The following is a 14,658-nucleotide window of genomic DNA, read 5'->3' on the forward strand; positions in this document are numbered from 1 at the left end:
TTGTCCGGCGTCAGAGTGAGAGGTGGGACGGACATGGGTGAGCCGCATCCCGAGCTTGCCGGGACTGCCGAGCCGCGTCCTGCCGGAGCCGCCGAGCCTGGCTCCGGTGGACCCGGCGGTGTGCGGCCTGTCTATCTCGGCTCGTTCGGCGGCGGGATCACCATCGGGACGTACGACACCGCGAGCGGCGCGCTGACCACCACCGGTGTCTGCGACCGCGTCACCGATCCGTCCTTCCTGGCCCTGGCCCCGTCCGGCCGGGTGCTGTACGCGCTGGACGAGCGGCCCGGCGGCACGGTGTCCGCCCTCGCGATCGGTGCAGATGGGGCGCTCACCGCACTCGGCCGTGCCCGGTCCACCGGCGGCGATGGACCCACCCATCTGGCCGTGCACCCCGGCGGACGTCATCTGTTGACCGCAAATTACGGCTCTGGAAGCGTCGCCGTGCACCCCATCCGTCCCGACGGCGCGCTGGGTGAGCGTACGGACCTCGTACGGCACACCGGTTCCGGGCCGGATCCGGTGCGGCAGGAGGGCCCGCACGCGCACCAGGTCCTCGCCGACCCCACCGGCCGCTTCGTGCTCGCGGTCGACCTCGGCACCGACACGGTGTACACCTACCGGCTCGACGCGGCACGCGGGCGGCTGGCACCCGTTTCGGAGGCGAGGGCCGCCCCGGGCGCCGGTCCCCGGCATCTGGCCTTCCACCCGGGGGCGCGGTTCGCGTACGTCCTCGGCGAGCTGGACAGCACCATCACGGTCGCGGCCTATGACGAGCGCTCTGGCGAACTGAGCCCGCGCGACGCGCGGCCGACGCTGCCCGACGGCGCGGAGCCGGACGAGCGCAACTACCCGGCGGGGGTGGTGGTCTCGGCCGACGGGCGGTTCGTGTACGTGTCCAACCGGGGCGACGACAGCGTCGCGCGGTTCGTGGTGACCGACGGCGGTGCCGGGCTCCGGCTGCTGGACACGGTGCCGTGCGGTGGGGCGTACCCGCGGCACATCGTTCTGTCGCCGTCCGGCGCGCTGCTCTTCGCCGGGAACCAGAACGCGGGCACGGTCACGGTGTTCCGGGTGGACCGGCGAACAGGTCAACTCACGCCGTCAGGGGAGCCGTTCGCCGCACCCGCGCCCGTCTGTGTACTGCCGCTGTAGCGGACGCCCCGTCCTGTCGGCCCGCCCATCCGCTCGTCCGCCCGCCCGTCACCCCCCCCCCGTTCCGTCGGCCGGCCTGCCCGCCCCGTCCGTCAACCCGCCCGCCCTGCCTGACGCTCCGCCCTCCGCCGTGCCCGCCTTCCCCTCCGGATTCCGGTGGGACGCGAGGTGCGCACGATGTGGCCGGTATTACGCTCCCGAACGGCCCAGGCGGTCTTCCGCTGTCACACCCGGCCCGTAGCCTTGTCCCATGCCCCTGTTAGCTCCGACCTCTGACGCCGCGTGCCCTGCCGAGGACGACTCCGCGGAGGGCGAGTTCGTCGACCCCGATCACGCCAACGAGGCGATCCGGTCGTTCCTGCGGGCGCGTACGGCGCGGCCGCTGCTGCCCGAGGAGCGGGTGGAGTACCGGCGGCTGCTCGGGGTCTATCTGGGCGCCATGCGGCGTGAGGTCGGCACGGCGGCCTAGGAGCGGCGGCCGGACGTCCGGACGACCCGAAGACCCGGACGACCCCAAGGCCCGGACGCCCCGAAGGATCTGAGGACCCCCGGAGGATCTGAGGACCCGGGAGCCCGGGAAGCCCGGGTCGGCGGCGCCCCACGAGCCCGGGGAAAAGAAACCGCCGTCTGGGTGGCGCATATGCGCATCGGGCTTGCCGTACTCCCCAGTTGCGGTCACCGTTGTGCGCGCGGGCGTACCACGCGCGCCCGTATCCGACTGGACCGGAGGCGCTATGGGAACCGTCGTGCCACCCCGTGTTACACCCTTCGTTCCACCCTGTGAACTGGTCGGCAGCGGCCCGCACGGAGTCATCGCCGTGCACGGCTGGTTCTCCGACCGTGCCGCGTACGCCGCGGTCATGCCGCACATCGACCGGCGGGCCTTCACCTATGCGTTGCCCGATCTGCGCGGCTATGGCGAGGCACGTGACATTCCCGGGGAATACACCACCGCGGAGGCGGCCGGCGATCTGCTCGCGCTCGCCGACCACCTCGGATGGGACCGCTTCTCCCTCGTCGGCCACTCCATGGGCGGGGCCGTGGCCCAGCGCGTGGTGGCCGCCGCCCCGCAGCGCGTGCGGCGGCTGGTGGGGCTCGCTCCCGTACCGGCGAGTGGTGTGCCCCTGCAGGGCGCTCAGTGGGAGCTGTTCGCGGGCGCCGCCGAACACCCGGAGAACCGGCGCCGGATCATCGACTTCACCACCGGCAGCAGGCATCCCGACGCCTGGCTGGATCTGATGGTGCGGCACTCGCGGGAGCACAGCGACGTCAAGGCGTTCCGGGCATGGCTGGACTCCTGGGCCCTGGAGGACTTCCACGAGGAGATCGAGGGCGCCACCGTCCCGGTACGGGTCGTCGTCGGCGCGCACGACCCGGCGCTGACCGCCGAGGTGATGCGGCAGACCTGGCTACGCTGGTACGTACGCGCCGAACTGGTGGAGCTGCCGTGCGCCGGGCACTATCCGGCCGACGAGACGCCGCTGGAGCTCGTCCGGGCCGTCGAGGACTTCCTCACCGAGGCTGAGGCCGAGGACTGATCGACCTCCACCGAGGCTGAGGCCGAGCCCGAGGGCTGATCGACCTCCAACCGCGGCCGGGGCCGAAGTCTGACCGACCTCCACCGAGCCCGAGGAATGACCGGCTCGTCAGCGCGCAGACGAGCCGGAAGGCGACGGAGCGCTGGAGGCGTGCTCCGCCTCACTCTTCTCGTACTTCGGCAGCAGATCGTTCACGATCCGGTCCACATAGCCGCGCGTCTCATCGATCGCGGGAATGCCCCGGGCCTTGAGGACCGCGCCCGGACCGGCGTTGTACGCGGCGAGGGCGAGCTCGGTGGGGTCACCGGGCACGTCCTTCACCACCTTGTACAGATGGCACATGTACCGGGCCTGCGACGGGATGGCGTCCTTGGGCTCCCAGACGTCCGCCTGGCCGTCGCCGTCCCCGTCCCGGCCCCATTCCGACCAGGTGACCGGCGAGAACTGGGAGATGCCCTGGGCGTGCCCGGAGTCCGCGTCCGGCTGCCAGCGGCTCTCGGCGTGTATCTGCGCGGCCATCAGCGGCACGTTCAGCCGCGGGCAGGTACGGGCGGCCGACTCCACCGTGGATCGGTATTTGTCCGGAATGGTGGGCAGGCCGGGGCCCGAGCCGGTCAACTGCCGTACGACGACGACCGCGGCGACGGCGAGCAGCGCCGTGGCGGCGACGGCCGCCCCGACGAACCGCCCGCGACGGCTCACCATGCCATGCCCGGGGTGGTGGTGGAGATACGCATGGAGGGACGGTAGCCGCAGTGGTGGGCCAGGCCGCAATCGGGGTACCGGCGCACCTGTTACGCGGCCTGCTCGCCGCCCGCCGCCGGGGCGGCCGCGGTGGCGCCCGGCCGCTTCACCACGTACACCGCGCCCGCGCCCGCCGCGAACAGGGCGAGCACGGAGACGCCGGCGCTCAGCCAGGTCGCGCCGAGCCACTGGCCGCCGAAGTACCCCAGGCTCACGCTGTACGCGGCCCAGGCCAGTCCGGCCGCCGCCGACCACGGCAGGAACTCGGTGACCCGGCGGTGCGCGGCGCCCGCGCCCAGGCTGACCACGGACCGTCCGGCGGGTGCGAACCGTGCGACGACGACCAGCGGGCCGCCGCCGTTGTCCAGGGCGGTGCCCAACTTCTCCTGCGCGGCGGTGAGTCGGCGGGAGCGGGCGATGGCCCGGTCGAGCCGGTCGCTGCCGCGCCAGGCCAGCCGGTAGGCCACCATGTCGCCGACGACGGAGGCCGTCGCCGCGCACAGCACCAGGCTGAGCATCTCGGGCAGCACGCTTTCGACCTGGGCGGCGCGCGCCGCGCCGACGACATCGGCCGTGGTGCCCGCTGCGGCGGTGGCCGCGGTGATGACCAGCACTCCGCTGGGCAGCACGGGCAAAAAGACATCGAGGAGCACTGACAACCCGATGAGGGCGTAGATCCATGGGGTATTGGTCAGTGACCCCACATGTTCCAGCAACGCGTCTCCCGATCCCGTTCCCCCGCCGTGACATTGCCGGGAGCGGCAGGTACGGCCTGTACAGCCGTACAGCGTACGCCTGCGGGTTCCGAGGATAGCGATCAGGGCGCGGCGATGTTGTTCGAATTACGTGTATACGGGGCCCAGGGCCCCGTATCACGTGATCAACGCCTCATCCAGGCGGCGTTCAGGGGCGGTTCACGCGCTGGTCGACCGGTGCTTCACGCGCCGGTGTGCGTGGTGCTTCAGACGCCGGTCGTCTGGCGCGCCGCCCCGCTCGTGCGGGCCGTCTCCTTCGAACCGCCGAGGAACCGGTCCAGCGCCAGCGGGCCGGAGCCGGTGAAGACCAGGAGCAGGAGCGCCCAGCAGAACATCGCGGACGCCTCGCCGCCGTTCTCGATGGGCATCAGCTTGTCCATCGTGTGGTGCTCGACGAAGTACGCGTACGCCATCGAACCGGAGGATATGAACGCCGCGCTGCGGGTGCCGAGGCCGATCATGACGAGCCCGCCGCCGACGAGCTGGATCACCGCGGCGTACCAGCCCGGCCAGGTGCCGGCCTCGACCGTGGCGCCCATGCCCATGAGACCGCCGAACCAGCCGAACAGCGAGGCCGCGCCGTGGCAGAAGAAGAGCAGGCCGACGACGATCCGGAACAGGGACAGCACGTACGGGCGCGTCGCGTCGAGGCGCTCGGTGAGAGCGGAGAAAGGAGACATGAGAGGGGGACCCTCGTTTCGGTTCCGGGGACGAGAAACAACGAGGGGGACAGGTTAGGGTCGCCTCTGCTTTTGTTGCAAGTTCAAGTTCATGCCATCTTTACATCGGAATAGGGGTTGCGGAGTCCGGCTCCCGATGTATCCGGGCCGCGGGCACACCCGCCCCCGCCGCCGCGCGCAGCGCCGCCCGCGCCACCGCGTCCGTGTCGCACAGGGTCACCGAGTTGACCCCCGGACGCGCGCCCGCCGCCGTCACCCAGTGCACGCCCTCGGTCGGCACGCCGACCGCGAAGCGGCGCGGATGCGCGCGGCCCTGACCGTCGATCACCCGGTACGGGCTCGGCGTCACATCCAGCCCGCCCGTCTCGTAACCGTCCACGCGGTGCGGACGGGCCCCTCCGGTACGCAGCAGGTGCGCCAGCAGCTCGTCCGCGGTCCGCCGCACATCAGGCTCCGGCAGCCGCGCCTCGATCAGCGTGGTGGCCACCACTGGCGGGCCCGGCACCCGCGCGGAGCGGGCACGGAACCCGAGGCCGCCGTCCTCCGCACTGTCGCAGGACGCCTCGTCGCAGGGCTCCTTGCCGTAGATCACCTCGCCGCAGGTCACCTCCAGGCCCGGCCCCAGCACCTGGAGCACGTCCGCCTCGATCAGCGCGGCCATCTCCTCGATCCTGCGGCGCGGTGGGCCGATCGACAGGAACGCGTTGAGCGGCGTGTACCAGCGATCCAGATGCGCCCGGCGGGACGCGCCCCGCAGTCCCCGGTGGTCCACGATCTGCCGCAGCTCGTTCCGCAGATCGCGCAGCACGTCCAGCGCGGCTTTGACCGGCCCCGCCACGTTGCCCAGCCGCGCGTGCGCCACGTCCTCCCGCAGATGCCCCAGCAGCCAGCGCCGGAAGTCCGCCGCGTCGGCGAACTCCCGGTCGTGGTACGGGTGCGCGAGGTCCTCCCAGGACCAGCGGTCGGCCGCCGGGATGCCGAACGAGTCCAGGACGGCGGCCTCTTCGGCGCTGCCGTGCTCCGTCGCCAGGAACCGCTCCCGGAAGCGGCCGTCATCGCCCGCGCGACCCGTCCGTTCCGAGCGCCTCAGCAGCGCCTCGTAATAGACCGCCTCCGTCTCCTTGGCGACGAGGGGCCACACGTCCAGCAGGAAGTCCGGGGCGTCACCCGCCTCCGCGCGCTTGCGGAACAGCGCGATCACCTCGGGCGTCAGCAGCAGCGGTTCGTGGCGGCCGCACGCGCCCTTCGCGTTGTCGCCGCGCGCGTGGTACGGGATGCCGCGCCGCGACCCCGCGTACAGCTTCGGCTCGCGGCCCGAGGGGAGGTACGTGAGCGTGCCGTGCGCGTCCCGGGTGAACGCCCCGCCCCGGCCGCGGGTCAGCAGCGCCATGTGGTCGAAGAAGTTCAGGCCCAGTCCGCGCAGCAGCACCGGCTCGCCGGGCGCGATGGCGGACAGGTCGAGGTCGGCGGGGTTGGCGGGCGGGTAGTAGCGCAGCCCGTGCGCCGCCGCGTACCCGGAGAAGCGTTCCTCCGCCTCGTCGGGGACCGCCGGGAGGTGGCCCTGCGCCAGGACCACCGCGGACACCCCGGCCAGCCGCCTGCCGTCGTCCAGCGTGAGCAGCTGCTCGCCGCTCTCCCGTTCCTCCAGCCGCACCGCCCGCGCCGCGTGGGTGCGCACCGTCACGCCGTGCGGGGCGTCCCGTACCACCCGCGCGAAGACCCACTCCAGATAGCGGCCGTACAGCGCGCGGGTCGGGTAGTCGTCCGGGGCCAGCTCCAGACCGTGCCCGGCGGCCCACTCGTACAGGCTCGGACCGGGGCGCACCGGCCCGGCGCAGTCGACGCTCGCGTCCGTGAACAGGGTCACCTGCGAGGCGACGGTGTTCATCAGCAGCTCGTCCGACTGCGTGGTACGCCACACCTGACCGGAACCGGGCGGCGCGGGGTCGACCACGTGCACGGTCAGCCGGGTGCCGGACGCCAGCTCGGCGGCCGAGGCGCACAGCCGCTCCAGCACGCTGGTGCCTCTGGGACCGGACCCGACGACGGCTATGGCGTGGTGCTCTCCGGCCAAGGTGGCGTCTCCCGGGGACGGATGGAGCCTGCGGCGGTGGCAGGGCGGGGCTGGGGGTCCCCCGGACGGGGTCTGGGGGGAGCTCCGGCCCCGAGGGGACAGGTGGGTGCCGGGCGGAAACCATCATGCCGGTCTGGCCGCCCTATGCGACCCCCGGAATGGAACAAGTGGCTCCGTTGTGGCGTGGATCACGTTGCGGGTGCGGCGACCGGCTCCACAGCCCTGGGGCCACGGTCGGCGGCGGCTACGTCCTCAGGTGCCGTGGCCGGGCGGCGGTTACTTCCCTTGGGGCTATGGCTGGGCAGCGGCTACGTCCCCCGTGGCCAGTCCTCTCGCAGCACCGCGACCAGCCGGTCGTCGCCCGGTCCGGCGGCGCGCGCCTGGTCCAGCCGCAGCTGCCCGCCGCGTCCGGCCAACGTCAGCGTCATGATCTGGTTGCCGAACCACGGCCCGCCCGTGCGCCGCCACCGCAGCCCGGTGGGCCGCAGCCGCCCGTGCCGGGCGAACACGCGCCCGGCCCAGCGCCCCACGCGACTCCAGCCGAAGCGGAATCCGAACCGCATCGAGGCGGGGATGCTGTTGTGCACGGGGGAGCAGGTGAGCTGCCGCACTCGGCTGCGGGGCGGGCGGGAGAAGCCCGACCAGTCGGGTTCGGCGACGTACGCGTGGTGCACGTCACCGGAGAGCACGCTGATCGTGGCAGGCGCCCCGGGACCGCCGCCGGCCTCGGCGATCAGCTCGGTGAGCGCGTCGAACGAGGCCGGGAACGCCGCCCAGTGCTCCAGGTCGCCGCGCTGCCGCAGCGCCTCGCCCCAGCGGGCCCAGCGGCGTCCGCGCGTGCCCGCGCACACCGCCGCGTTCCACCGTTCCACGTCGTGTACGAAATGCGGCAGCAGCCAGGGCAGTGAGGTGCCGATGAGCAGGTGGTCGTAGGCGCCGGGCTCCAGCACCTGCCGCCGCAGCCAGGCGAACTCCTCGCCGCCGAGCATCGCCCGCGCGTCCTCGTCCAGCACGCGTGCGGCCCGGGAGTCGACCATCACCAGCCGTGTCCGCCCGAAGTCCCGCCGGTAGCTCCAGCGGGTGTGCGAGGGATCCATGTCGACCTGCTCGGCGAACTCGCGCAGCAGCTCCGTGCCGTCCTCGGCCTCGCACACCGCCCGGTAGAGCTTGTCGGCGGCCAGCTCGGCGGGGGAGAGGTTCCCCAGGTGCTGGTGCACCCAGTACGACATCAGGCCGCTGAGTATTCGCTCCCGCCACCACGGGGTGGCCCGCATCCGGTCGAGCCAGGCCGCGCTCGTGTTCCAGTCGTCGATCACGTCGTGGTCGTCGAAGATCATGCAGCTGGGGGCGGTGGACAGCAGCCACCGCACCTTGGGGTCCAGCCATGATTCGTAGTAGAGCCGGGTGTACTCCTCGTAGTCCGCGACCTGCGGTCCCGGCGGCTCACTCAGATCGCGGCGCCCGGCGAGCCAGCGCCGCGTCTCTTCCGACGTCTCGTCCGCGTACACCTGGTCGCCCAGCAGTACCAGCACGTCGGGACGCTCGGTCGAGGGGTCGTGGGCGATGGCCGCCGCGAGGGTGTCCAGGGCGTCCGGGCCGATGGGACCCTGGCCGCGGTCGCCACGGCGGCCGGGGGCGGTGGGCGGCGCGGACCAGCGGCAGGAGCCGAAGGCGACGCGTACGGGCCGGTCCGGGTCGGGGTTGGGTGCGGGTGCGGGTGCGGGTGCGGGGCCGGGGCCGGGGTTGGGGACGGGGTTGGGGTTGGGGCCCGGGCCGGGTTCGGGGGCGAGGTCGGGGTCCGGGTAGGGGTAGGGCGTACGGATCGTGCTGTCAGGGAACTCCGAGCCGGGCAGCGGCCAGACCTGCTCGCCGTCCAGCAGCACGCGGTAGGCCGTCTCGGTGCCGGGCCGCAATCCGGTGACGGTTATCAGGGCGTAGTGGTGCCCCGCGATCCGCCAGGTACGCGCGGCCCCGCCCGCGCCGATCTCGGCTTCGGAGCCGTCGGCGCTCTTGAAGCCGTCGGCGCAGACGACTTGGGCCAGGCAGGAGCCGTCGGTCTCGACCCAGACGGTGGCGGTGCCCCCGGTCGCATCCGCCTCGACATGCCGCAGCAGTGGCCCCAACCGCAGTCCGGCCATCCGGCCCCCTCCGTCGCTTCGTCGGTCTCGTACGGTACGGAACGCGTGCACTGACCGGAACGACGGGGCGGAGCAGGGGAGTTCCGCTCTCCGCTTGTGGCAGAGTCAGCCGCGGCCGACTGGCTCGATGTAGCGGCGGAAGCCTTGGGCCAGCGCTTGGAAGTCGCACGATGCGTAGAAGGTGTGCACGTATTCTTCGTCGGCCGCCAGCAGTTGCGCCTTATAGCACCCGGCGGACTCGCCCAATCGAATGGCGGCGTCCATGAGTTGGCGTCCAACGCCGTGCCGACGGAATGTGGAACCGACGACCACGTTCTCTACGAAGAGGATGGGGCGGCCGCCGCGCGTGAGATTCGGCATGACCAGGCAATCGGCGGTGCCGAGTACGGATCCGTCGTGGTCGGCAACCAGCACAGTGCGACCTTGCTGTGCGGCGATGGCCGCCCATATCGCGTCAGCCGAGTCCTCGGGCAGTGGTGCGTCATCCGGGTTCAACTCGCCGTAGAGGGCGAGTAGCGAGGGCAGGTCGGCTTCCGTGGCTGGGCGCACGGTGATCTTCATGAGCGGAAGCCTAGGGCGTGTCCGGTGGGGGGATCTCTCCCGGGGGTTGTGCCCCAGGCCCCCAGGCCCCCAGGCCCCCAGGGACCGGGGCCTCTGGCACGCGGCGGATTGGGGGCGGTGGGGGTGGGTTGATCGCCGTTGTCGGGTGCCGGCGGCTGGGGCCTCCGGGGCGGGTCCTGGAGCGTCTATTTACGGCGCGTGCGCGGTGAGGTCGGCTTCTGGGTGCTTACGCCACAAATACACGTGGCCTCCAGAACCCGCCCCTGCGGCCCCGCCGCCTCCCGTCGCGTCGGTCCCGGCCGCCCGTGTCCGTCGCGGGGTGTCCTTGTGGGCCTACCTGCGGGTTCCGCCCGCCTGGCCTGATCGCGGGCTTGGCGGCGGGCAGGCTGTCCATGCTGCCCTGGTGACTGAGGCCCTTGTCGGCCGGTCGGGCGAGCTCAAGGAGACCCTGGACTACGACGGGGACGACCCGGAGTGGGAGGTGGGCGACAGAATCGTGGTCATCAGCGACCCGGAGGGTTGTCCCGCTGGAGGCGGCCTCCGACGTCGATCCGGGCCGCCAACTGGGCACTCTCGTCATAGGCGTCGTCGGATGGACGGGCATCACCCTGCTGGCCGGGCGGCGCGGTTTCGTACGGCACACCGTCTACGTCAAGGTCAGCGATGAGGGGCGGCCCGGACTCGTGCGTCTCGGTGACGTCTCGGGTGACCCCTTCGCCGGTGAAGGCGCGGCGTCGGCGGCAGGACTGGCCACCGACGCCGCGCCCGGCGTCAGCTGCAGCCGTTGAGGACCGAGCTGAGCGCCGACTTCTCGGCCGAGTCGACCGTCAGGTCGTAGGTGTGCTTCACCGAGACCCACATGCGGGCGTACATGCAGTGGTACGAGGACAGCGGCGGCATCCACTCCGCCGGGTCCTTGTCGCCCTTCGCCTGGTTCACGTTGTCCGTGACGGCGATCAGCTGGGAGTGAGTCAGGTCGTTGGCGAGGGCCTGGCGCTCCGCGGTGGTCCAGGAGCTGGCGCCTGAGCGCCAGGCCTCGGCGAGCGGTACGACGTGGTCGATGTCGAGGTCGGAGGCTACGGTCCAGGTGTCGCCGTCGTACGGCGAGTACCAACTGCCGCTGACGGCCGCACAGCTGGAGTCCTGCTCGACGTCGGTGCCGTCCCGCTTGAGAACGACCTCGCGGGTGTTGCAGGCACCGGACTGGGTGATCCAGTGGGGGAACTTGTCGCGGCTGTAACCGTCCGAGCTGCCTTCCGCGCTGACGGTCAGTGACGACAGCTGGGTGCGGGCTTCGGCCGCGCTCGGTGGGGTGGGCGGGGCGGCGTTGGCGGTGGTCGGGCTGGTCAGGGCCACGGTGCCGAGCAGGGCCGTGAGGCCGCCGACGATCGAGGCGCGACGCGCGTAGACGCTGCGCCGTACGGAGTTTTCGCGCGGTCGGAACATGTGAACTCCCGTGGGGAAGTGGGGGGAAACATGGCCGGTGGTGCTCGGCCATGGTTGCGGCGCCGGGTTGCTGTGGGGTTGGCGCCAGGTAACAGCGTGGCGACGCGGGCATGTCAAGGCAAGAGGGTGTCCGATATTTCCGTGTTGCCATGCACGTTCCTGTGCGGGTGCCGTGACGCCTCGTAAGGTTGCCGGGTGCCGCTCGCCGCCCCTGCCACCCTCGCGGACGAGGCCCTGTTGCCGGTCAACGCCACGCTCGGGGTCGTGCTCGGCGTGCTGCTGGCGGCGGCGGTCACCGTTGTGGCCGTCGCCCGCCTCTCCGACCAGGAGGGGCATGGGTACGCGCGGGCCGTCGCCACCGCCGGGCTGCGCGCCGCCGCCCAGCTCGCCGCCGTGTCGTACCTGATCGGATGGGTGGTGCGCGCCGTACCGCTGCTGCTCTGCTTCGTCGCCCTGATGTTCGCGGTCGCGGTGCGGACCGCCGGGCGCCGGATCACCGGGAACCGCACCTGGTGGTGGACCGCCGCGCCGATCGGGGCCGGGGTGCTGCCGGTGGTCGCGGTGCTGCTGCTGACCGGGCTCGTCCCGGTCGAGGGCATCGCGCTGATCCCGGTCACCGGCATCCTCATCGGCGGCGCGCTCACCGCCACCGTACTGAGCGGCCGGCGCGCCCTGGACGAGCTGCGGCAGCGGCACGGCGAGGTGGAGGCGGGTCTCGCGCTGGGGCTGCTGGACCGGGACGCCCGGCTGGAGATCGCCCGCCCGGCGGCCTCCGACGCGCTGCTGCCGGGCCTGGACCAGACCAGGACCGTGGGCCTGGTCACCCTGCCGGGCGCGTTCGTCGGCATGCTGCTCGGCGGCGCCTCGCCGGTGCTGGCGGGGGCGGTGCAGCTGTTCGTGCTGGTCGCGCTGATGGCCGTACAGGCGGTGGCGGTCACGGTCGTGCTGGAACTGGTCGCGCGGGGGCGGCTGCACCGGGGCTGAGGCCACCGGGACTGAGGCCAGGGCGTGGAATGAGCGGTCCGACTGGCCGGTCCGGGGCCTGGCCACCGCCCCCGCGGCGGCGGACCAGGCCCGTGAGGATCCGGGTGGAGCGGGTCAGCCGACCGGGATGTTCGCGGCCGAGGCCGAGGGGGTCTCGCCGTCGGCCTCCTGCCGGACCCGCTCGGCGAACATGGCCGACAGCCCGGTCAGCGTGGGGGGAGTCGCCGCGGCGTTCTGCGCGGTGACGTAGCTCACCTCGCCGATGTACTTGCCCTGGCGGAACACCGTCTCATGGCGAACCTTCATCCCCGCGTCCACGTCCGCCTCCGCGAAGGCGATGTGCTCGACGCCGATCGGCTGGTTGATGGTCTCGACCCGGAACCCGTTGGAGTCCGCGTTCACATAGCGGTCCCACGAGCGGTAAGCGCGCTTCGCGGCCGTCTCGTTGCGGTAGACGGTCACGTCGAACTTGGCGGTGTGGCTCCTCTGGGCGTCGGTCTTGTACATCACGTAGCCGTGGGCGTTGGCGCCGTTGCACTTACCCGATGGTTTCCGGCAGTCGACCGGCGCCTTGGCCCTGCTGACCGGCTCGCCGTCCAGCATGCTCAGCGCGCCCGGCATCGCCTCACGATTCGGCAGCATTTCCTCGGCCGCCATCGCACCGCTCAGCGACCTGCCCGACGAGGCCGTCGCATGCGACCGATTGTGCTTTTTGCTCTTCTTTCCGCACCCCGTGAGGGAAATCGACAGTACAAGCACCGCGATTCCCATTCCCTGCACCGTTCGCCCTGGCTTCAACCGCACTGAGGCACCCTCCTGTTGATCGTGACACATCAATTACTACCAGGGGGGAGGACACCCTTCCGGTGCGGGTGGTTCCGGTCGCGGAGGGGTTTCTCGGCGCGGGGTCAGTCGGCCCCGGTCGCGTATGCTGGGCCATCTGAAGGGGAGTAGCTCTTCGCCGGACCGTCGACATACTGCCCGCCCTGGTGGCGGGCCGGCGCCCGGAGCCCGGTGTGTGCCGCCTGTGCGCGCCGTGCCAGCGAGACCTTCGGCCGCAGTGTCCATGACGCTTGTCCATGGTGCTGCCGTGCCGAAGCGACCCCGTTTCCAGGCGGCTCCCTCGCGGCGCGGACAGCCCGGCGGACAGCCTGACCGAACGAGGTATCCAACCCCGTGTTCGACATCACCGTCGCCGCCGTCGTCTTCGGCGTCGTCTTCCTCGCCGAACTGCCCGACAAGACCGCTCTCGCGGGACTGATGCTCGGTACCCGCTATCGGGCGTCGTACGTCTTCGCGGGGGTCGCCGCCGCCTTCGCCGTCCATGTCGCGCTGGCCATCGCGGCGGGCAGCGTGCTGACGCTGCTGCCGCACCGGGTGGTGCAGGCCGTGGTCGGCGTGTTGTTCCTCGCCGGTGCCGTGATGCTGCTGGCGAAGAAGGACGACGGGGACGAGGAGCCCAAGAGGCCCGCCGACCAGTCCTTCTGGAAGGTCGCGGGCGCGGGTTTCTCGCTGATCCTGGTCGCCGAGTTCGGCGATCTGACCCAGATCATGACCGCCAACCTGGCCGCCCGCTACGACGATCCGCTGTCGGTGGGAGTGGGCGCCGTGCTCGCGCTCTGGGCGGTGGCCGGGCTGGGCATCGTGGGCGGCCGCACGCTGATGAGGTTCGTACCGCTGAAGCTGATCACGAAGGTCGCGGCGCTGGTGATGCTGGTGCTGGCGGGCTTCAGCCTCTACGAGGCGGTGGCCGGCTGACCGCCGTGCCGCCGCCGTGAGCGGGGTTCGGGTCCGCTGACCGCCGTGCCGCCGCCGTGCGCGGTTCGGGTTCGCTGATGGCCGTGCCGCCGCCGCGGGCGGTTCGGGCGGGCGTGCGTCAGCCGGCTATGTGCAGGCGCAAGGTGCCGTCCGGGAGCGCCTCGACCCGTACCTGCTCCAGGTCGCGCACCAGCGCGTCCGGGGCGTGGGACGCGGCGCGCGGGCCCACGCCCACGACGCGCATGCCGGCCGCCCTGCCCGCCGCGATGCCGACCTCCGAGTCCTCGAAGACCACGCAGTCGGCGGGCGCGAAGCCCAGTTCGGCCGCGCCCTTGAGGAAGCCCTCGGGGTCCGGCTTGCTCGCGCCCACGCACTCCGCCGTGACCCGGACGGCGGGCATCGGCAGCCCGGCGGCGTTCATCCGGGCCGTCGAGAGCGCCCGGTCCGCGGAGGTGACCAGGGCGTGGGCGTGCGGGAGGCCGACGAGGGCGGCCATGAAGGCGGGCGCGCCCGGTACCGGCACGACGCCCTCCATGTCGGTGGTCTCCTGCTCCAGCATCCGCCGGTTGTCGGCCAGGTTCTCCGCGTGCGGGCGGTCCGGCAGCAGCACCGCCATCGTGGCGTGGCCCTGCCGACCGTGGACGACCTTGATCACGCTGTCCCCGTCCAGTCCCTGCTCGGCGGCCCAGCGCCGCCAGCAGCGCTCCACGACCGCGTCGGAGTTGACCAGGGTGCCGTCCATGTCGAGCAGGACGGCGCGGGCGTCGAACGTGGCGGCGGGGGCAGTGGGCATCTGCGGGCTCCTGACGGGCCGGGGGAAGGAAG

14 protein-coding genes are annotated in these 14,658 nt (G+C 72.3%); 5 read left to right on the forward strand and 9 right to left on the reverse strand.

Annotation, left to right across the window (positions count from 1 at the left end; genetic code table 11):
* Window positions 1-33 precede the first annotated feature (33 nt).
* The 3 genes from ACQUSR_RS23915 (at window position 34) to ACQUSR_RS23925 (ending at window position 2,693) form a co-directional block, all read left to right on the forward strand.
* Window positions 34-1,155: a lactonase family protein gene (locus ACQUSR_RS23915; protein ID WP_431044660.1), complete on the forward strand. Its 1,122-nt coding sequence runs from the start codon at window positions 34-36 to the stop codon at window positions 1,153-1,155.
* A gap of 250 nt (window positions 1,156-1,405) precedes the next feature.
* Entirely contained in the window at window positions 1,406-1,624 is a 219-nt protein-coding gene (locus ACQUSR_RS23920) for a hypothetical protein (RefSeq protein ID WP_431044661.1), read from the forward strand.
* A gap of 265 nt (window positions 1,625-1,889) precedes the next feature.
* The gene (locus tag ACQUSR_RS23925) at window positions 1,890-2,693 is read left to right on the forward strand and encodes an alpha/beta fold hydrolase (protein ID WP_431044662.1); all 804 of its coding nucleotides are present in this window, start codon (window positions 1,890-1,892) and stop codon (window positions 2,691-2,693) included.
* Window positions 2,694-2,801: 108 nt separating this feature from the next.
* On the opposite strand, the gene ACQUSR_RS23930 is transcribed toward ACQUSR_RS23925, so the two are convergent.
* The 7 genes from ACQUSR_RS23930 to ACQUSR_RS23960 form a co-directional block, all read right to left on the reverse strand.
* Window positions 2,802-3,398, reverse strand: coding sequence for a lytic transglycosylase domain-containing protein (locus tag ACQUSR_RS23930; protein WP_431044663.1), 597 nt, complete (start codon window positions 3,396-3,398; stop codon window positions 2,802-2,804).
* A gap of 89 nt (window positions 3,399-3,487) precedes the next feature.
* Window positions 3,488-4,153, reverse strand: coding sequence for a DedA family protein (locus ACQUSR_RS23935; RefSeq protein ID WP_431044664.1), 666 nt, complete (start codon window positions 4,151-4,153; stop codon window positions 3,488-3,490).
* Between the two features lie 245 nt (window positions 4,154-4,398).
* Window positions 4,399-4,872: a DoxX family protein gene (locus tag ACQUSR_RS23940; RefSeq protein WP_431044665.1), complete on the reverse strand. Its 474-nt coding sequence runs from the start codon at window positions 4,870-4,872 to the stop codon at window positions 4,399-4,401.
* Between the two features lie 100 nt (window positions 4,873-4,972).
* Window positions 4,973-6,946, reverse strand: a complete 1,974-nt coding sequence (locus tag ACQUSR_RS23945) for an FAD/NAD(P)-binding protein (protein WP_431044666.1) — start codon at window positions 6,944-6,946, stop codon at window positions 4,973-4,975.
* 308 nt (window positions 6,947-7,254) lie between these two features.
* Complete coding sequence (locus tag ACQUSR_RS23950) at window positions 7,255-9,084, reverse strand: alkaline phosphatase D family protein (RefSeq protein WP_431044667.1); 1,830 nt, start codon at window positions 9,082-9,084, stop codon at window positions 7,255-7,257.
* A 105-nt stretch (window positions 9,085-9,189) separates the two neighbouring features.
* The gene (locus ACQUSR_RS23955; protein ID WP_431044668.1) at window positions 9,190-9,645 is read right to left on the reverse strand and encodes a GNAT family N-acetyltransferase; all 456 of its coding nucleotides are present in this window, start codon (window positions 9,643-9,645) and stop codon (window positions 9,190-9,192) included.
* 771 nt (window positions 9,646-10,416) lie between these two features.
* Entirely contained in the window at window positions 10,417-11,091 is a 675-nt protein-coding gene (locus ACQUSR_RS23960; protein WP_431044669.1) for an HNH endonuclease family protein, read from the reverse strand.
* 195 nt (window positions 11,092-11,286) lie between these two features.
* On the opposite strand from ACQUSR_RS23960, the gene ACQUSR_RS23965 reads away from it, so the two are divergent.
* Window positions 11,287-12,075, forward strand: coding sequence for an ABC transporter permease (locus ACQUSR_RS23965; protein ID WP_431044670.1), 789 nt, complete (start codon window positions 11,287-11,289; stop codon window positions 12,073-12,075).
* A 114-nt stretch (window positions 12,076-12,189) separates the two neighbouring features.
* Here the strand turns inward: ACQUSR_RS23965 and ACQUSR_RS23970 are convergent, their stop codons facing one another.
* On the reverse strand, window positions 12,190-12,846 hold the full coding sequence (locus tag ACQUSR_RS23970; protein ID WP_431044671.1) for a hypothetical protein: 657 nt from the start codon (window positions 12,844-12,846) through the stop codon (window positions 12,190-12,192).
* Between the two features lie 405 nt (window positions 12,847-13,251).
* On the opposite strand from ACQUSR_RS23970, the gene ACQUSR_RS23975 reads away from it, so the two are divergent.
* Complete coding sequence (locus tag ACQUSR_RS23975) at window positions 13,252-13,833, forward strand: TMEM165/GDT1 family protein (RefSeq protein WP_431044672.1); 582 nt, start codon at window positions 13,252-13,254, stop codon at window positions 13,831-13,833.
* Between the two features lie 118 nt (window positions 13,834-13,951).
* Here the strand turns inward: ACQUSR_RS23975 and ACQUSR_RS23980 are convergent, their stop codons facing one another.
* Entirely contained in the window at window positions 13,952-14,626 is a 675-nt protein-coding gene (locus tag ACQUSR_RS23980) for an HAD-IA family hydrolase (RefSeq protein ID WP_431044673.1), read from the reverse strand.
* Window positions 14,627-14,658 lie beyond the last annotated feature (32 nt).

Origin of the sequence: Streptomyces sp. P1-3, from assembly GCF_050613155.1 — a bacterium.
In the GTDB taxonomy this organism is placed as follows: Bacteria; Actinomycetota; Actinomycetes; order Streptomycetales; family Streptomycetaceae; genus Streptomyces.